Raw genomic sequence first — 18,592 nt, forward strand, 5'->3', positions numbered from 1 at the left:
GAAGACGAGGGCCCGCCCGCATGAGCGACCGGAGCGACGAACGTCAGCCGTACACCGGCGGCTCCGCCGAGCCGGACGACGGCGCGCACGACGATCCCTACCGGCGTCGGCCGCCCGCCGACCCCTACCTGCAGCAGTACGTCGATCCGTACGGGCAGCCGGCCGATCCCTACGCCGCGCAACCGCCGGATCCGTACGCGCACCCCGGGGAGCAGGGCTATCTCGACCCCAACGCGCACCCGGGCTACGGCGAGCCCGAGTACCCGCAGCAGGGCTATCCGAGCCAGGGCGGCTACGGCGCGGGTCCCGAACCGGCCTACGGGGATCCCTACGGCGCGCAGTCGGGCGGCGGCTACGACCCCTACGGGCAGCAGCAACAGCAGCAGCCCGCGCAGGACGGCGGGGCGTGGTTTCGCGACGAGTTGAGCGATCCGCCCGGCAACGACCCGTACGTGGGCGTGGACGAGATCTTCACCCCCGAGGCGGCGCCGTACGACCCTTCTCGGCAGTACGACCCCGCGCAGCACTACGACCCCTCGGGCGCGCCGCAGCAGTACGGCGACCACGGCGGCTACGGCTCCGGCGACCCGTACGGACAGCAGCCACAGGCGCCGCAGGCGCAGAACTACGCGCAACAACCGCAGCAGCCACAACCGCAACAGCAGCACCAACAGCAGGTGTACCAGCAGCAGTCGTACGTTCCGCAGCAGCCGAGCCCGCAACAGGGCCAGGGCGGCTGGGGCGACTACGACCGCCCCGGCGGCTGGCTGATGGACCAGACGCTGACCGGCATCAACCTCGGCCTCGCCGGCGACATCGCGGGCATGCCCTCGTACACCGAGGCGTACCAGCGCTACGAGACCCAGCACCGGGCCGAGGCGGCCGCCGCGTCGATGTCGGCGAGCGCCGTCCTCGACGCCCCGCCGGTCCCGGTGAACCCGTCCACCTCGCCCGTCTATCGGATGCCCGGCTCGGGCGCCGAGGAGCGCATGGCCGGCATCCCGGTCGGCGGCGGCGGCCGGAAGGGCAGCAAGCTCGGCGGGATAATGCGGTCCTCCGCCGTGATGGCCGCGGGCACGATCGTGTCGCGGATGACCGGCTTCGTCCGCAACCTGGTCGCCGCGGCGGCGCTGGGCACCGCGATCCTGGCGAACACCTACAACGTCGCCAACACGATGCCGACGCTGTTGTACATCCTGGTCGGCGGCGGCGCGCTGAACGCGGTGTTCGTACCGCAGCTGGTGCGGGCCATGCGCCAGGACGACGACGGCGGCGAGGCGTACGCGAACCGCCTGCTCACGCTGGTGATGACGGTGCTGGCGGGGTTGGTGATGCTGGCCTGGTTCGGCGCGCCGCTGCTGATCCGGGCGTTCGCGAACTCGCTGGCCAAACATCATCAGGACTACGAGCTCGCGATCACCTTCGCGCGCTACTGCCTGCCGATCATCTTCTTCATGGGTCTGCACGTGCTGTTCGGGCAGATCCTCAACGCGCGCGAGCGCTACGGCCCGATGATGTGGACCCCGGTCCTGAACAACATCGTCATCATCGCGACGTTCGGCCTGTACATCTGGGTGGCCGGCACCCAGAAGAACACCGGGCAGAACTCGGACACCATCACCCCGGACGAGATCCGGCTGCTGGGTCTGGGCACGCTGCTCGGCATGGTCGTGCAGTCGATGGCGATGATCCCGTATCTCAAGTCGGCCCGGTTCCGCTTCCGGCCGCGCTTCGACTGGCGCGGCTCGGGGATGGGCAAGGCGCTCGGGCTGGCCAAGTGGACGTTCCTGTTCGTGCTGGCCAACCAGGCCGGCTACCTGGTGGTGACCCAGCTCGCCACCGCGATCGACGTCGACGCGCGGGACCAGAACATCCAGTTCGGCGTCGGCTTCACCGCCTACAGCAGCGCGCTGCTGATCTGGCAGCTGCCCCAGGCGGTGATCACCGTGTCGGTGATGACCGCGATGTTGCCCCGGATGAGTCGCGCCGCCGCCGACGGCGACGAGGCCAGCGTGCGCGGCGACATCTCCTCCGGCCTGCGCCTGTCGGCGGTGGCGATGATCCCCTGCGCGGTGATCTTCGTGGCCCTCGGCCGGGACATCGGCGGCTTCATCTTCGCGCCCACCGGCGAACAGAGCGCGCACTGGATCGGCTACATGCTGATGGCGCTGGGCCTGGGCCTGATCCCGTACTCGGCGCAGTACGTGCTGCTGCGCGGGTTCTACGTGTACGAGGACACCCGGACACCGTTCCTGAACACCGTGTGGATCGCGGGCGCCCAGGCGGCCTTCGCGGGCCTGGCCTATGTCGCGCTGCCCACCAAGTGGGCCGGTGTCGGCATCGCGGGCGGCTACAGCCTGGCCTACCTCGTCGGCGTGCTGCTGGCCGCGCAACGGCTGAAGAAGCGGCTCGGCGACCTGGACGGCCGCCGGGTGACCCGGACCTATACCCGGCTGCTGATCGCCGCCGGGATCGGCGGCGCCGCGGCGTTCTTCGTGGCCCGGGTGTGCACCGGCCACTTCGGCTCGGCCATGGGCGGCTCGGCGATCGCGGTCGGCGCCGGGATCGTGACCATGTTCGTGGTGTTCTTCATCGCGGCGAACCGCATGCGCGTCGAGGAGATGAGCGCGATGACCGGGATGATCAAGGGCCGACTCGGCCGCTGACCGGGTCACGCGCACGGCCGTACCACCCCCGCCCGCCGGATTCCCACCGGGAATTCGGCGGGCGGAACGGTGTGGGATGCACCACCATGGGGCGAGTGAGGGTGTGGCTCTCGGCGAAACGGGGGTAATGCTCCCGATACGCCGGTCTCGGTTTCCGTTTCGGATCTTGCGAGGAGGCAACCCGAAGTGGGGTCCGGGAGTCTCAAGGTATGTAGAGGTCGTCCCTGACCAACGGCCCGAGAAGCCTCACCTCTACGATGAGTGTGCCGACGAGGAGGATGAGGCCGAGGTGACGGACCGAACCGCAGGATCCGTCGACCTAGCGACGGGTGAGGCAAACCCCGTACCGACAAAGGCTTCTGACACATCGTTGGACAAACGTGTCGGTTCGGACGAGAAGACCTCCGGAACCACCACCACGGTTTTGCCCATCGGTTCCGAGCCCGAACCCGACGCCGGCTCCGAGCCCGGGTCGCCCGCCGGTCCCGCGTCCGACGAAGCGGCGGCGGCCGAGACCGCCGAGCCGACCGAGACCGCGAAGAACACCGAGGCGGCGGCCGAACCGGCAGTGCGGAAACCGACCGACGACGGCGACGGCGACGCGGACACCGGCGGCGCGCCGGCCGAGCCCGAGCCCGCGCCCGCCCCGGAGCCCCCCGCCCCCCGGGTCAGCCGAGGCACCCGACTCGCCGAGCGCTACCGGCTCGAGCACCGCCTGTCCCAGAACGGCCGCAGCGAGACCTGGCGCGCGGTGGACGAGAAGTTGCGGCGCGCGGTGGGCGTACACATCGTCCCCGCCGGCGGTGAACACGGTCGGGCGGTGATCGCCGCCGCCCGCGCCGCCGCGCTGATGGGCGACCCCCGCTTCGTCCAGGTCCTCGACTGCGCCGAACAGGACGGCCTGATCTATGTGGTGAAGGAGTGGCTGCCCGACGCGGACAACCTCACCAAGGTCTTCGAAAGCGCCCCGCTGCCGCCGCACGAGGTCTACGAACTCACCCGCGCGCTCGCCCAGGCGATGTCCGTCGCACACCGCGCCGGCCTGTCGCACCTGCGGCTCACGCCGGAGAACGTGCTGCGCATGCACACCGGCCAGTACAAGATCGTCGGCCTGGCGGTCGAGGCCGCGCTGTACGGACACGACACCACCGACGCGGCCCGCGACGACACGCACGCGGTCGGCCGGCTGATGTACGCCGCGCTGACCCGACGCTGGGTCGAGGGCACCGAATACGGCCTGCAGGCGGCGCCGTTCACCAGCGGCAGGCTGTGCGCGCCCGGCCAGATCCGGGCCGGCGTGGACGACACGCTCGCCGCCCTGGCGATGCGCGCGCTCGGCCACGAGGTCAAGCACGAACCGGCGTTCGAGACACCGGGAGAGCTGTCCGCGGCGATCACCGCCATCCCGGAGATGCACCCGCCGGAGCAGAACACCATCGTCGGCGGCCCGGAGCCCGACGAGTACCCGATCTACACCCCGACGCCGAACCGGACGGTCTACGCCTCGGCGGGCTACTCCGGCGGCGGCCGCGGCCCGAACGGCCCGGCCCGACCGCCGGTCACCCCGCCACCGCCGCTGGGCGGCCGGTTCGGCGCCGCGGTCAAGGGCGCGGTCGCGGTCCTGGTGGTGCTCGCCATCGTGCTGGTGACGTGGCAGGTGGCCAGCCACGTGGGCGACGGCGAGAAGAAGAAACCGCCCCTGGAGAAGCAGAGCGGCGGCCAGTCGAGCACGCCGACCCAGGCTCCGGTGGCTCCGGCACCCACGCGGCAGGCCATCCCCACGCGCGGCACGGAGATCTCGATCGGCGGCGCGCCCGTCGATCAGGACGACGTGGCGAAGACCTACGACAAGAACCGCGACACGTACTGGCAGACCAACATGATGAAGGACGGACCGACGGTCGACTACAACGGCCGCAAGGGGTACGGAATCATCTACGACCTCGGCGAACCGATGGACGTCCGCGGCCTCGACCTCGCGCTCGGCACCGGCGGAGCCACCACCACCATCACGCTGAAAGCCGCGCCGGGTGCCACGTCGATGCCGTCGAGCCAGGACGCCTTCACCACCACCGTGGGCGGCAAGTCGACCGATGCGGCCGAGGTGAGCATCCGTTCCGACCAGGCGACCAAGACCCAGTACGTGCTGGTCCTGATGACCGCGATGCCCAAGGTTCTCCAGGACGTCAACGGCTACCACATCTACACGCCGGGGCATCAAAACGCCTGGCGCGAGATCACCTTCACGGTCAACAGCTGACCTTGTCCGAACGATCGAGCCGGACCTGCCTCCGGCGGCGCCGCATCGCATGCCGGGACGACCCCGGGCCCAGGGGAGGTAGGCGGTGAGTACCGAGCGCGGCGGATCGGCGTACGCGGACGTCACCGACGCCGATCTGCTCACCCGGCATACCCACGGCGACCCCGACGCGTTCGGCGAACTCGTACGCCGGCACCGCGATCGGCTGTGGGCGGTGGCGCTGCGCACCCTGGGGGACCGCGAGGAAGCCGCTGACGCCCTCCAGGACGCCCTGGTTTCCGCCTACCGTGCGGCGGGACGGTTCGAGGGCCGCGCGGCCGTCACGACGTGGCTGCACCGGATCGTGGTCAACGCCTGCCTGGACCGGGCCCGCCGCCGTGCCGCCCGCCCGGCGGTACCGCTGCCCGAGGATCTGGATCAGCGGCTGCCCGCGCCCGCGCAGGAGGATCCGGCGGTCCGGGGCGAGACCCGCGAGGCGCTGCTCGCCGCGCTGGCCACCCTCCCCGCCGAGCAGCGCGCCGCGCTCGTCCTGGTGGACATGGAGGGTTATCCCGTCGACGAGGCGGCCAGGATCCTCGACGTCGCGTCCGGCACCATCAAGAGTCGCTGCGCCCGCGGTCGGGCCAAGCTCCTGCCCCTGGTGCGGCACCTGCGCGAGAGCGGGCCACCGGGCCGGGCCGGGTCCCCGGGGAACCCCGCGGCCGGACAATCCGTCCCATCGACGGACGACCGCCCACGAGCCGGCGGTCCGACCCCCGATACGGGCGGCACGAGCATGGAGGGAGGTGGCACACGATGAGCGAGCACATCGACGTCGAGGTGCTGTCCGACCTCGTCGAGGGACTGCTCACCACGGCCGAGGCCGCCGCGCTCGACGCGCACCTCGCCGAGTGCGCCGAGTGCCGCGACACCCGCGACGCGCTCGCGGAGGTGCGCGAACTGCTCGGCGGACAACCGGCCGAGCCGATGCCCGCCGACGTGATCGCCCGGATCGACGACGCGCTGGCCCTGGCCGCGCTGCCGCCGCCGCGCCCCGCCGAGCCGCCGAAGCCGCTGCCGATGCCGGTGTCGGCCGTGACACCGCCGCGCGCGCCGAACACCCCGCCGACCCGGCACGGCGCACCACCCGCCGAGCACGTCGTCGTCCCGCTCGACCGGGCCCGCCGTCGGCGGCGCGGTCCGCTGCTCCTGATCGCCGCCGCCGCGGCCGCGGTGGCCCTGGGCGTCACGATCGTGGTCGGCACCGGCGACGACGGCGACTCGGACCACCGGTCGAGCGCCGTCAAGAGCAACGCCGACGCGTCCGCGCCCAAGGCCGCCGCCCCGCCCGGCACGTCGGGCGAGCGCCCGGGGGCGAACGCGGAGGAGCACACGCCGCAGACCCCGCTGACGGCGTCCACCGCCGCGCCGAGGGTGTACACCGCCGCCGGACTGGCCGACCAGGTCTCGCTGCTGCTGCACCGCGCCGACCGCGCGCCGCGCGAGTTGCCCGCGTGCGTGGCCGCCGCCGTGGGTCCCGACGCGCCGCGGGCGTTGGCCGCCGACCCCGGCAGCTATACCGGCAAGCCCGCGTGGGTGGTGGTCCTGCCCGGCCCGAGCACCGACCGGGTCCGGGTGTACATCGTGGACGCGTCGTGCGTCCCGCGCTCCACCGCCGACGCCTCGGCGAGCCCGCCGGCCGCCGTACCCCCCTCGACGGGGTTCGCCGGCGCGCTCCTGTTGAGCACCGAGGTACCGAGAAGGTGATCCCCGGCACGCCGCACCCGCGGCGTTGTGACCCGGGAATGGTGCGCGCCTAGGATCCGTTGTCGAACGAGACACCGCATCTCTCGGGGCGCGGGTTTCGCAGACCCGCACAGCCGACGCCGACCTCCGGCACGAGGCTCGACAAGGAACCAGGGAAGGCTCAGCGTGAGCGACGTCCGCAACGTGATCATCATCGGATCCGGTCCGACCGGGTACACGGCCGCCGTCTACGCAGCACGCGCGGACCTGAAGCCGTTGGTCTTCGAAGGCGCCGTCACCGCGGGCGGTGCGCTGATGAACACCACCGAGGTCGAGAACTTCCCCGGCTGGCCGGACGGCATCATGGGTCCGGACCTGATGGACAACATGCGCAAGCAGGCCGAGCGTTTCGGCGCCGAGCTGGTGCCGGACGACATCGTCGCCGTCGACCTCGCGGGCGACGTCAAGACGGTCACCGACAGCGCGGGCACCGTGCACAAGGCGCGCGCGGTGATCCTGGCGACCGGGTCGGCCTACCGCAAGCTCTCCCTCCCCAACGAGGACGCGCTGTCCGGCCGCGGGGTGTCCTGGTGCGCCACCTGCGACGGCTTCTTCTTCCGCGACCAGGACATCGCGGTGGTCGGCGGCGGCGACTCGGCGATCGAGGAGGCCACGTTCCTGTCCCGCTTCGCCCGCTCGGTGACGGTGATCCACCGCCGCGACGAGCTGCGCGCGAGCAAGGCGATGCAGCATCGGGCGTTCGCGAACGAGAAGATCTCGTTCGCCTGGAACAGCGAGGTCGCCGAGATCCGGGGCGAGGGCAAGCTCAGCGGCGTGCGGCTGCGCGACACCGTCACCGGCGAGCTGCGCGACCTGGCGGTCACCGGCCTGTTCATCGCGGTCGGCCACGACCCGCGCACCGAGCTGGTGCGCGGCCAGATCGACCTCGACGACGAGGGCTACATCAAGGTCGACGCGCCGACCACGCGCACCAACCTCACCGGCGTCTTCGCGGCGGGCGACGTCGTGGACCACACCTACCGCCAGGCGATCACCGCGGCCGGCACCGGCTGCGCGGCCGCCCTGGACGCCGAGCACTACCTCGCCTCGCTCGCCGACGGCGCGAGCGCCTGACCCGCGCCCGCACCCCGTCGCCCGTCCTTCATCCGTCCCACCCCCAGCACACCGAGGAGCAACCCATGGCAGGGGCCACCACCACAGTCACCGACAAGACCTTCGACACCGACGTCCTGATGAGCGACAAGCCCGTGCTCGTCGACTTCTGGGCCGAGTGGTGCGGCCCCTGCCGCCAGATCGCCCCGGCGCTCGAGCAGATCGCGGCGGAGAACAGCGACAAGCTCTCCGTGGCGAAGCTGAACATCGACGAGAACCCGGAGATCACCACCCGCTACGGCGTGCTGTCGATCCCGACCCTGCACGTGTTCCAGGGCGGCGAGATCGTCAAGACGATCGTCGGTGCCAAGCCGAAGGCGGCGCTTCTGCGGGAGCTCGACGGGCTCATCTGAGTCGATCGCATCGGCCGTGCGCGAAGGGCGCTTCCCGGAACCGGGGAGCGCCCTTCGCGCGTGTCAGGGCGTACCGGCCGGCGACGACCGGGACGCGCGCCACGCGCCGCGCACCGCCGGACCGCGCGCCCGACCCGCCCCGGCGTGCGATGTGGAATCGAGGCCCCCGGACCCCCGCTCCGGTACGGGAACGACCGGATGCGCGCGTACGATCGAGTGTTGCGTCAAAACTCGGGAGGACTTCTTTCCATGACCATGCAGCGGCGGTACCGACGCGGTGACACCGGCCCCGCAGTGGCCGAGATCAGGTCCAAACTGGTGCTGCTCGGCCTCCTGCCCGCCGGTGCCCCCAGGCCGACCGACACCGGCGGTCCGGACGACCTCGGCGGCTACGCGGACGCGGTGTTCGACCACTCCGTGGACCTCGCCGTGCGGCACTTCCAGCAGCAGCGCGCGATGACCGTGGACGGCGTCGTCGGCCCGGAGACCTACCGTCACCTCGACGAGGCACGGTGGCGCCTCGGCGACCGCATGTTGTCCTACTCGGCCGGCCACCCCACCGTCGGGGACGATGTGGCCACCCTTCAGCAGCGGTTGCTCGACATGGGCTTCGACTGCGGCCGGGTGGACGGCATCCTGGGCCCGGCCACCGAGCGCGCCCTGCGCGAATTCCAACGCAACTACGGACTCGGCGCGGACGGTACGTGCGGACCGGCCACGTTCCGAGCCCTCGACCGGCTCGCGCGCACGGTCGTCGGCGGCCAACCACACGCGATGCGCGAGTCCGAACTGCTGCACCGCTCCGGCCCCTCGCTGGCCGGCAAGACCGTGGTGATCGACCCGGGCCACGGCGGCGCGGACGCCGGCGTGGTCGCACACGGGCTGACCGAGGCCGAGGTGATGTGGGACCTGGCCCGGCGCCTGGAGGGCCGCCTGTCCGCCCTGGGCGTGCGCGCCTACCTCACCCGCGGGCCGGCCGAGGACGGCATCGGCGAGGAGGAGCGGGCGGCCTTCGCCAACGCCACCGACGCCGACATCGTGATATCCCTGCACGCGGACCGCAACGACAGTCCGCGTGCCGCCGGGGTCGCGTGCTACTACTACGGCAGCGGCAGCGACCGATACGGGCGCCGCTCGCCCACCGGGGAGCACTTCGCGAGCCTGGTCCAGCGCGAACTCGTGGCGCGTACCGGCATGGTGGACGGCCGCACCCACGGCAAGGCGTGGACACTGCTGCGGCGCACCCGGATGCCCGCCGTGCGCATCGAGATGGGCTACCTCACCAACGTGGACGACGCGGCCCGACTGGCTTCCTCGGAATTCCGCGACCACGCCGCCGAATCGGTCGTCGTGGCCCTCCAGCGGCTCTACCTGCCGCCGGACGAGGACGTGCCCACCGGGATGTTGCGGCTGCCCGTCTTCACCTGACCGTCCGCGCCGGAGCGGGCGGCGGACGATCACCACACGCCGGATCGATCCCTTCCCCGACCTGCTCCCGCGCCCCCACCGATCGCGGCTGCCCGCCCGGCCGTGCCCGGGCGGTCCCATCCGTCGAGCCGGCCCGATCCAGGGGCCACCGTGAGCCCTGCGGCAGCGCATGGACCGGGATCGCAGGGCCCGCGGGCGTCCACGGCGGCGGACCGGGCACCCGGGACCGCGGCGAGCCACCGAGCAGGCCGCCGACGAACCCGCCGACGGCGCCCACACCCAGACCCGCCAGGATCCAGCACTTCGACCTCATCGTCCCTCCAGGGGTGCGAACAGGTTTCACGTGAAACATCGGCATGCCGCGATCTCCGGCGGCGGCGCGTTTCACGTGAAACACAAGCAAGGAAGGGGCCCGCGGTCAACGACCACGGGCCCCTCCCCACCTTCCTTTGCCGAGCCGCTCCCGGCCCATGGCGATGCCGCCTACGGGACGAGCACCGAAGTCTCCGCGTCGTCCGCGTCGTCCGCGGCGGCCGACGTCGCCCCGGCTCCCGCCTCCTCCGCCGGCGCCGTGACACCGGCCGCCGTGCCGCGAGCGCGCCCGGCCTGGCTCGGCACCTCCCGCTCGGCGAGCTGCTTGGCGAACTGGTCACCCTCGCCGGGCGCCATCGAGGCGAGAATGCGCTCCAGGTCCTCGACCGAGGCGAACTCGACGACGATCTTGCCCTTCTTCGGACCGAGCACCACCTTCACCTCGGTCTCGAACCGGTCCTTGAGCCGATCCGCGAGATGGTTCAGCGCGGGTGCCACGATCGCGCCCGGACGCGGCTTCTGCGCCTTCGGCTTCGCCGCCGGCTCCTCGTTGTTGATCGTGCGCGCGATCTCCTCGACCGTACGCACCGTCATGCCCTCGGCGATAATCCGCTTCGACAGCCTGATCAGCTCGTCGGGCCGATCCAGCAGGGCCAGCAACGCACGCGCGTGCCCGGCGAGCAACGTGCCCGCCGCCACCTTGGTGCGCACCTCCATCGGCAGCCGCAGCAGCCGCATCGTGTTGCTCAGATGCGAACGCGAACGACCGATACGATCCGCCAGCTCCTCCTGCTTGCACCGGAACTCCTCCAGCAACTGCTGGTAGGCCAATGCCTCTTCGAGCGGGTTCAACTCGGCGCGGTGCAGGTTCTCCAGGAGCGCGTCGAGCAGCATCTTGTCGTCGTTGGTCACCCGCACGATCGCCGGGATGCGGGTCAGCCCGGCGATCCGGGAGGCCCGCAACCGGCGCTCGCCCATCACCAGTTCGTAGCTGCCCTCGTTGGTCGAGCGCACCACGACCGGCTGGAGGACGCCCACCTCCCGGATCGACTGCACCAGTTCGGCCAGCGCGTCCTCGTCGAACACCTCGCGCGGCTGCCGCGGGTTCGGCTCGATCAGATCGACGAGCAGTTCGGCGTACAGCGCGGCCGGCGCAGCGGGTTCGGTCTTCGGCGCGTCCTGCAACGGCACCGAGGTCGGCGACAGGGCCGACTCGTCCGTCGCTATCTCCGCCATCTTCCGCAAGGTCGCCGCGGCGGAGGAGGACGGCTTCAACGGCCGGGCCGGGATGAGCGATTCGAGCCCCTTGCCCAATCCCCTGCGTTGTCCGCTCATACTTCCTCCTTCGCCTTCGCCACACCGCGCAGCGCCATCTCCCGAGCCGCTTCAAGATACGACAACGCTCCGGTGGACCCCGGGTCGTAGGTCATCACGGTCTGCCCGTAGCTGGGCGCCTCGGAGATGCGGACCGAACGCGGGATCGCGGTGGGCAACACCTCGTCCGGGAAGTGGTCACGCACCTCCTGGGCCACCTGCGAGGCCAACCGGGTCCGGGCGTCGTACATCGTCAGCAGGATCGTCGAGACGCCGAGGTTCGGGTTCAGGTGTGCGCGGACCAGTTCCACGTTGCGCAACAACTGGCCCAGCCCCTCCAGCGCGTAGTACTCGCACTGGATCGGGATGACCACCTCGGCGCCCGCCACGAGCGCGTTCACCGTCAGCAGCCCGAGCGAGGGCGGGCAGTCGATCAGGATGTAGTCCAGCGGCTGCTCGTAGGCGGCGATCGCGCGTTGCAGCCGGCTCTCCCGAGCGACCAGCGAGACGAGTTCGATCTCGGCCCCGGCGAGGTCGATCGTGGCCGGGGCACAGAACAGTCCCTCGACGTCGCGCACGGGCTGCACGACCTCGGCCAGGTCGCGACCCTCGACCAGCACCTCGTAGATCGACGGCGTGCCGGCGTGATGGTCCACCCCGAGCGCGGTGGAGGCGTTGCCCTGGGGGTCGAGATCTATCACCAGCACGCGCGCGCCGTGCATCGCCAGCGCGGCCGCAAGGTTCACGGTCGACGTGGTCTTGCCGACGCCGCCCTTCTGGTTCGCGACCACCATGACGCGGGTGCGCTCGGGGCGGGGCAATCCCTCCGAGGCGCGCCCCATCGTCTCCACGGCCTGTCTGGCCGCTCGGGCGATCGGGGTGTCTTCGATACCGGGCGCCTCTGTTTCACGTGAAACGTCGACGGCGGCACCCACACGGGGCGCCGGCATCGAGGCTGTCGGATACTCGGACGGCAACGGTCCACTCTCCTCTCCTGCCGCGGCGACATGGGAACTCGGGCCGACGGAATGACCACGCACTGCGGCGGCACCCTCAGAGGGTGTCACGTTCCGGCGCGCCTCAGGTGAGTAGAAGCGTTTCCACGGAAGGCGTTTCACGTGAAACACGATCCCGGGTGGGGTCGGGGGACGGCGTTCACGACACACCCCGAGCGGGCAGGAACGGCGTTTCAGCCGTCCGGCCCAACCCGTGGACGAGTTCGCCTACTTGGCGGGGCGCCGCCGGGCCGGCTTGGCGGTTCGGCGCGCCTTGGCCGCCTTCGACTCCTTGGGCGCGACGGTGCCGATCCGTACCCGGACGACGGTGGTCAGCGGATCCACGATCCCGGCACCCGCGTGCGCGACCGCCCACGACACCGCGCCGAGCTTGCGCAGATCCGCCTCCGACTCCAGCAGTTCGTCGGCGGCCGAGTCGCCCTTGAGCGCCAACATCTCGCCGCCGGAGGCAAGCAGGGGCAGCCCCCATCCGGCGAGCTTGGCCAGCGGCGCCACCGCGCGCGCGGTGACCACGTCGGCCCAGGTACGCCCGCGCACCTCCTCGGCACGGCCGCGCAGCACCCGTACGTTGTCCAGGCCCAGTTCGTCGACCACCTCGTCGAGGAACGTGGTGCGCCGCAGCAGCGGCTCGACGAGGGTGATCCGCAGGTCCGGACGGACCAGGGCGAGCGGAATGCCGGGCAGACCACCACCCGAACCGACGTCGTGCACGATCGCGTTCTCCGCGATCAATTCGGCGACCACCCCGCAGTTGAGCAGGTGCCGCTCCCAGAGCCGGCCGACCTCACGCGGACCGACCATGCCGCGGCGCACGCCGGGGCCGGCCAGCATGTCGGCATAGCGGATCGCGCGGTCGAGGTTGGCCCCGAAGAGCCGCTCTGCCGCTTCCGGAGCCTCGGGCGCGCGTTCGTCCGCCGGCGGGTCGGGGGTCGTGTCGTCCTGACGTTTCACGTGGAACATCATCCCAAGAACGGCGCCGGCCCCACCTGTGGTGCAGGTGGGGCCGGCGCGACGGTTGGCGGAAACGGATCCGGGGATCCGATCAGGCGGGCAGGACGACGACGCAGCGATTGGGCTCCTCGCCCTCCGACTCGCTGCGCAGTCCGGCCTCCGCGACGGTGTCGTGCACGACCTTGCGCTCGAACGGGGTCATCGGCTCGAGCTTGAGCGAGGTACCCGCGGCCTTGACCCGTTCCACCGCTTCACCGGCGATCCGCGCCAGGTTCGCCCGCTTGGCGGCACGGAACCCGTCCACGTCCAGCATGAGCCGGCTGCGCTCGCCGGTCTCCCGGTGCACCGCGAGTCGGGTCAGCTCCTGCAGGGCCTCCAGGACCTCACCGTCACGACCGACGAGGCGCTTGAGGTCGGCGCCGGAGGATTCGCTCTCCTCGCCCGCGATCACCGAGACCGACGCGCGCCCGCCCTCGACGTCCATGTCGATGTCGCCGTCGAGGTCGGCGATGTCGAGCAGGGCCTCCAGGTAGTCCGCGGCGATCTCACCCTCCTGTTCCAGACGGCTGATCTCCTCCGCGGTGAGCGTGATCCGACGCGACGCGGCGGGTGAGTCGACGGCGGGGGTCGTGCCTTCCGTCACAGGGGAACTCCTTTGTGGACGAGTGAGCGAGTCGTGGGGGTGGGCGGCGGCCGGCCCGTCGAGGGCGGTCACTTCTTCCTCGGGTGCTTCCGGCCCTGGGGCTGCCGGCGCTGACCGGCGTTGCGCGCGCCGGAGTGCGGCGTCCGCGCGGTCGAGCCCTTGACCGCGCCGTTCGACCTGGCGGGTGTACCCGAGCCGTTGCGCGTCGCGGTATCGGCTTCGGCGCTCTCCTCGGCGTCGGCACCGGCCGCCTCCGCCTCGTCCCGGGCCCGAGCCTTGCGCTGCGACTTGGTCAGTCGGGTGGGCTGCTGGCGCCGGGCGGCCTGGGCCTTGAGTTCGGCCTGCTGGGCGTCGTACTCGGCCTGGTCCATCAGCTTGCCGTCGGGCAGCAACACCTTGCCCTGCTTGCGCGCCTTCTCCGCCAGCTTCTCCTGCCGCACCTTGAACGCCGGGCTGCCGGGGGTGGGGTTGCGGTTGATCACGAACAGCTGCTGACCCATCGTCCACACGTTGGTGGTGAGCCAGTAGACGAGCACACCGACGGGGAAGTTGATGCCGAAGACCGCGAACATGATCGGGAACGCGTACATCATCAGCTTCTGCTGCTTCGCGAACGGGTTGCCCACGAGCGAAGCGGGGTCGGTGTTCTTCGTCATCAGCTGGCGCTGGGTGAAGAACTGCGACGCGGACATCAGGATGATCATCACGACCGTGACGATGCGCACCGTGGTGATGTCGGCCCCGAGGCTTTCGATCTTGGCCGCCGAGTCGGTGAACTTGGCGGCGATCGGCGCGCCGAAGATGTGCGCCTGCTGGGCGCTGTTGACCAGGTCGCGGTCGATGACGCCGACCGTCTTGTTCTGCGACACCCGCTGGAGCACGTGGAACAGGGCGAAGAAGAACGGCGACTGCACCAGGATCGGAAGGCAGCTCGAGAGCGGGTTGGTGCCCGTCTCCTTGTAGAGCTTCATCATTTCCTGGGACTGCCGCTCGCGGTCGTCCTTGTACCGCTTCTGGATCTCCTTGATCCGCGGCTGCAGCGCCTGGAGTCCCCGGGTCGCCTTGATCTGCTTCACGAAGAGCGGGATCAGGCAGATCCGGATGACGACCACGAGGCAGACGATGGACAGCCCCCACGACCAGCCGCTGTTCTTGCCGAAGATCGGGCTGAACAACGAGTGGAATTGGACGATGATCCACGAGACGGCGGTATATAGGGGGTTAAGAATCCCCACGGTCAAGCTCCTCGGGCGGTGGTGTTCGCACCGGGCGCGGGCTCGGTACGGCCGGTGCTGGACGTCTGCTGCCGCTCCTGCGGCTCCGACTCCGAGCGCGACTTCCGCTCGGGAAGTCGCCACGGTCGGCGTGTGCGCGGCGGCACAGGATCGACACCGCCAGAGTTCCAGGGGTTGCAGCGCAGGATGCGCCACACGGTGAGGTAGGTGCCCTTGACGGCACCGTGCACGGACATCGCCTCATACCCATAATGCGAGCACGACGGGTAGAAGCGACACACCGGCCCCAGCATCGGGCTGATCGTCCACTGATAGACCCGAATGAACCCCATGAACAGGTACTTCACGCCGTCGCTCCCGGCTTGGCCGCGGGCCCATCCGCTCGAACCGCGACGGGGCGCCCGGCCCGGCCCAGGAGCCGGTCGAACGCTGCGTCCAGATCCCGTGCCAGGTCGGAATGGTCCGCCTGGGCTGCGGGTGGCAATGCCCGTACCACGACCAGGCTACCTGCCGGGAGCAGGGCCATCCGATCGCGTATGAGGTGGCGTAGCCGACGCTTGACGACGTTACGGACAACAGCGGGGCCGACGGCCTTGCTCACGACGAAACCCGCACGCGGTGGTGGAGCGTGCTCCACTTCCGCGTGCGGGTCCTCTGCCACAGATTGGCGCAGGGTGTCCGGCTCGGACGGCTGCGCGGTCGCCGGGGTGTGCGTGGGCGCGCCGAGCCCGCTCGTCTCCTGGCGATGCAGGTGGACGACCAGGCTCGGACGGCCGGCTCGACGCCCGCGGCGAACCGCGATCGCGAAGTCCTCGCGCCGCCTCAGCCGGTTATCGGCAGGCAGCACGGAGAGATCCGCGAACTCAGGCGGAAAGCTCCGCGCGGCCCTTGCGGCGACGGGCAGCAAGGATGGCGCGACCGGCACGGGTGCGCATGCGCAGCCGGAACCCGTGGGTCTTCGCCCGGCGACGGTTGTTCGGCTGGAAGGTGCGCTTGCTCACTCGGGGGCTCCAGGATTTGAATCGTGGGCCGGCAGAAAAGACCGCCGGCCACCACCGTACGTCCGCATCGACATGATCTCGGACATGCGGCAGCGGTCGTCAGACAACTAGACCGGCCCACGGTACGTACCAACAGGGGACGGGGTCAAATGGGGGATCCGGGGCACGTCGCCCACCTGCGGAAACGCCCCGTCGCGCAGGCTGTACACAGGCTGTGGACAACGGCTTGAGCAGGTGGATGGCCGCCACTACCGTGAACTGGTGGAGTCGGACCGGAGCGCTCGCTCCCGGGGTCCGGGACACTGGGAGCCCTCCCGAGACCTGCGTCGATGCAATGAAAGAGCGTGCACTGTGGCTGACATCACCAGCGACCTCGCCGCGGTCTGGGCACGGTTCCTGGAACGACTGGCCACCGACGACTCGGTCACGGCCAAGGACAAGGGATGGCTCCAGCGCACCCAGCCGCTGACCCTCTTCTCCGACACCGCGCTGCTCGCGGTGCCGAACGAGTTCGCCAAGGAAGTGCTGGAGACCCGGCTCCGCCAGGTGGTGACGGACGCGCTGAGCCACGGTTTCGGGCGGCCGATCCGCTTCGCGGTCAGCGTCGAGCCGGGGGCGGGCGAGCCGGAGCAGGTGCCCGAGCGGCACGAGCGCTCGCCCCGGCACGACGACTACAACCCCGGCCCGTACGGGCGTCCCGCCTACGGCGACCGCTACGGCCGCGACGGCTACCCCCAGGAGCCCTACCCGCAGGAGCCGTACGGCCAGCAGCCGTATCGTCAGGACCGGGACCCGTACGCCGAGCCGCAGTATCAGCAGGACTACCCGCACGAGCGCTACGCGCCCGGACCGTACCGGGACCAGCGTGATCCCCGGGAGGCACGTGATCCCCGCGAGGCGCGCGAGGCGCGTGATCCCCGGGAGGCGCGCGAGGGCAGGGACGGTCGGGATCCGCGTGATCGCGACCACCGGGACGCCCGTGATCCGCGCGATTCCCGTGATCAATACGGATACGGCGGCGGACCGGGCGGCTCGTCCGATCATCCGGGAATCCCGCCGTCCGACGGAACACTCTTCGCCGATCGGGAAGACCTCTTCGGAGCACCCGGCTTTTCCACATCCTCCGTCCACAGCTTTGTGGATACCTCGACACATCAATCCGGCGACAGAGAGCCGATTTCGGGCGCCCCGCAGCCGCCGCAGCAGTCGCCGCCCTCGGTCCCACCGGCCGACGTGCCCGGGAATCGGCCGCTGCGGCTGGCCCGGCCGGGCACCGGTCGCGAGCACGGGGTGGTCGAGCACGAGCCGGCCGCGCGGCTGAATCCCAAGTACCTGTTCGAGACCTTCGTCATCGGCTCCAGCAACCGGTTCGCGCACGCGGCCGCGGTGGCCGTGGCCGAGGCGCCCGCGAAGGCGTACAACCCGCTGTTCATCTACGGCGAGTCGGGGCTGGGCAAGACCCACCTGCTGCACGCGATCGGGCACTACGCGAAGAGCCTGTATCCGGGCACCCGGGTGCGGTATGTGAGCTCGGAGGAGTTCACCAACGAGTTCATCAACTCGATCCGCGACGGCAAGGCCGACGGCTTCCGCCGACGTTATCGAGATGTCGACGTTCTGCTGGTGGACGACATCCAATTCCTGGAGACCAAGGAGCAGACCCAGGAGGAGTTCTTCCACACCTTCAATACGCTCCACAACGCGAACAAGCAGATCGTCATCTCGTCGGACCGGCCGCCCAAGCAGCTGGTGACCCTGGAGGACCGACTGCGCAATCGTTTCGAGTGGGGGCTGTTGACCGACGTGCAGCCGCCCGAATTGGAGACCCGGATCGCGATCCTGCGCAAGAAGGCGATCCAGGAGGGGTTGAACGCGCCGCCGGACGTGCTGGAGTACATCGCCAGCAAGATCTCCCGGAACATCCGCGAGCTGGAGGGCGCGCTGATCCGGGTGACCGCGTTCGCGAGCCTGAACCGGCAGCCGGTGGACCTGCAGCTGACCGAGATCGTGCTCAAGGACCTGATTCCGGACAGCGCGGGGCCCGAGATCACGGCGACCACGATCATGGCGCACACCGCGGCCTACTTCGGGTTGTCCGTCGAGGACCTGTGCGGCACCTCGCGCAGCCGGGTGCTGGTGACCGCGCGCCAGATCGCCATGTATCTGTGCCGCGAGTTGACCGATCTGTCGTTGCCGAAGATCGGCGCCCAGTTCGGCGGGCGCGACCACACCACCGTGATGCACGCCGACCGCAAGATCCGCTCGCTGATGGCCGAGCGGCGGTCGATCTACAACCAGGTGACCGAGTTGACGAACCGGATCAAGAGCTGATTCGAGCCCCGATCACCCGCTCGGGCCGGCCGGCGTTCCCTTTTCGGGGCGCCGGCCTTCCTGTGTGCGATGTGACCTTCATCTCATCGGCTCCGATGAGGGTGAGTTATCCACCGATCAGCGCCGAGTCGGGCATCCACACCATGGGGACGACCTGTTTACCGTCGAGTTCCCCACAATGGCT

16 protein-coding genes are annotated in these 18,592 nt (G+C 70.6%); 8 read left to right on the top strand and 8 right to left on the bottom strand.

Going from position 1 to position 18,592, the window contains the following annotated elements; translation table 11 throughout:
• Window positions 1-20 precede the first annotated feature (20 nt).
• From murJ to ACFRCG_RS11465, 7 genes are all read left to right on the top strand, one after another.
• A complete protein-coding gene (gene murJ / locus ACFRCG_RS11435) occupies window positions 21-2,666 on the top strand; it encodes a murein biosynthesis integral membrane protein MurJ (protein ID WP_380030598.1) in 2,646 nt (881 codons plus the stop codon).
• Between the two features lie 370 nt (window positions 2,667-3,036).
• The gene (locus ACFRCG_RS11440) at window positions 3,037-4,926 is read left to right on the top strand and encodes a protein kinase family protein (protein WP_380030599.1); all 1,890 of its coding nucleotides are present in this window, start codon (window positions 3,037-3,039) and stop codon (window positions 4,924-4,926) included.
• 85 nt (window positions 4,927-5,011) lie between these two features.
• Window positions 5,012-5,725 (top strand): RNA polymerase sigma factor SigM, encoded by a 714-nt coding sequence (sigM, locus tag ACFRCG_RS11445; RefSeq protein ID WP_380030600.1) that lies wholly within the window; start codon window positions 5,012-5,014, stop codon window positions 5,723-5,725.
• On the top strand, window positions 5,722-6,672 hold the full coding sequence (locus ACFRCG_RS11450; protein ID WP_380030601.1) for an anti-sigma factor family protein: 951 nt from the start codon (window positions 5,722-5,724) through the stop codon (window positions 6,670-6,672). Before sigM ends, ACFRCG_RS11450 begins: the two co-directional genes overlap by 4 nt.
• A gap of 165 nt (window positions 6,673-6,837) precedes the next feature.
• On the top strand, window positions 6,838-7,785 hold the full coding sequence (gene trxB, locus ACFRCG_RS11455; protein WP_380030602.1) for a thioredoxin-disulfide reductase: 948 nt from the start codon (window positions 6,838-6,840) through the stop codon (window positions 7,783-7,785).
• A 65-nt stretch (window positions 7,786-7,850) separates the two neighbouring features.
• The gene (gene trxA, locus ACFRCG_RS11460) at window positions 7,851-8,177 is read left to right on the top strand and encodes a thioredoxin (RefSeq protein ID WP_380030603.1); all 327 of its coding nucleotides are present in this window, start codon (window positions 7,851-7,853) and stop codon (window positions 8,175-8,177) included.
• A 249-nt stretch (window positions 8,178-8,426) separates the two neighbouring features.
• Complete coding sequence (locus ACFRCG_RS11465) at window positions 8,427-9,605, top strand: N-acetylmuramoyl-L-alanine amidase (protein ID WP_380030605.1); 1,179 nt, start codon at window positions 8,427-8,429, stop codon at window positions 9,603-9,605.
• Window positions 9,606-10,088: 483 nt separating this feature from the next.
• Here the strand turns inward: ACFRCG_RS11465 and ACFRCG_RS11470 are convergent, their stop codons facing one another.
• The 8 genes from ACFRCG_RS11470 to rpmH all read right to left on the bottom strand — a co-directional run bounded on the left by ACFRCG_RS11470 (window position 10,089) and on the right by rpmH (window position 16,077).
• On the bottom strand, window positions 10,089-11,252 hold the full coding sequence (locus tag ACFRCG_RS11470; RefSeq protein WP_380030606.1) for a ParB/RepB/Spo0J family partition protein: 1,164 nt from the start codon (window positions 11,250-11,252) through the stop codon (window positions 10,089-10,091).
• Window positions 11,249-12,181: a ParA family protein gene (locus tag ACFRCG_RS11475; protein ID WP_246126980.1), complete on the bottom strand. Its 933-nt coding sequence runs from the start codon at window positions 12,179-12,181 to the stop codon at window positions 11,249-11,251. The genes ACFRCG_RS11470 and ACFRCG_RS11475 overlap by 4 nt, the downstream gene beginning before the upstream one ends.
• A gap of 273 nt (window positions 12,182-12,454) precedes the next feature.
• Entirely contained in the window at window positions 12,455-13,207 is a 753-nt protein-coding gene (gene rsmG, locus ACFRCG_RS11480) for a 16S rRNA (guanine(527)-N(7))-methyltransferase RsmG (RefSeq protein WP_380030629.1), read from the bottom strand.
• Between the two features lie 82 nt (window positions 13,208-13,289).
• The gene (locus ACFRCG_RS11485) at window positions 13,290-13,841 is read right to left on the bottom strand and encodes a protein jag (protein ID WP_371863052.1); all 552 of its coding nucleotides are present in this window, start codon (window positions 13,839-13,841) and stop codon (window positions 13,290-13,292) included.
• A gap of 68 nt (window positions 13,842-13,909) precedes the next feature.
• Window positions 13,910-15,076 (bottom strand): membrane protein insertase YidC, encoded by a 1,167-nt coding sequence (gene yidC, locus ACFRCG_RS11490; protein ID WP_380030607.1) that lies wholly within the window; start codon window positions 15,074-15,076, stop codon window positions 13,910-13,912.
• A gap of 2 nt (window positions 15,077-15,078) precedes the next feature.
• A complete protein-coding gene (gene yidD, locus ACFRCG_RS11495) occupies window positions 15,079-15,423 on the bottom strand; it encodes a membrane protein insertion efficiency factor YidD (RefSeq protein ID WP_380003311.1) in 345 nt (114 codons plus the stop codon).
• On the bottom strand, window positions 15,420-15,923 hold the full coding sequence (gene rnpA / locus ACFRCG_RS11500; RefSeq protein ID WP_126640258.1) for a ribonuclease P protein component: 504 nt from the start codon (window positions 15,921-15,923) through the stop codon (window positions 15,420-15,422). Before rnpA ends, yidD begins: the two co-directional genes overlap by 4 nt.
• A gap of 16 nt (window positions 15,924-15,939) precedes the next feature.
• Window positions 15,940-16,077 carry a 50S ribosomal protein L34 gene (gene rpmH, locus ACFRCG_RS11505; protein WP_010849920.1) on the bottom strand — a complete coding sequence of 46 codons (138 nt, stop codon included), beginning with the start codon at window positions 16,075-16,077 and terminating at the stop codon, window positions 15,940-15,942.
• 351 nt (window positions 16,078-16,428) lie between these two features.
• Here rpmH and dnaA point away from each other — a divergent pair, with 351 nt between their 5' ends.
• Window positions 16,429-18,408, top strand: coding sequence for a chromosomal replication initiator protein DnaA (gene dnaA / locus ACFRCG_RS11510; protein ID WP_380030608.1), 1,980 nt, complete (start codon window positions 16,429-16,431; stop codon window positions 18,406-18,408).
• Window positions 18,409-18,592 lie beyond the last annotated feature (184 nt).

The organism is Embleya sp. NPDC056575 (assembly GCF_042793325.1).
In the GTDB taxonomy this organism is placed as follows: Bacteria; Actinomycetota; Actinomycetes; order Streptomycetales; family Streptomycetaceae; genus Embleya.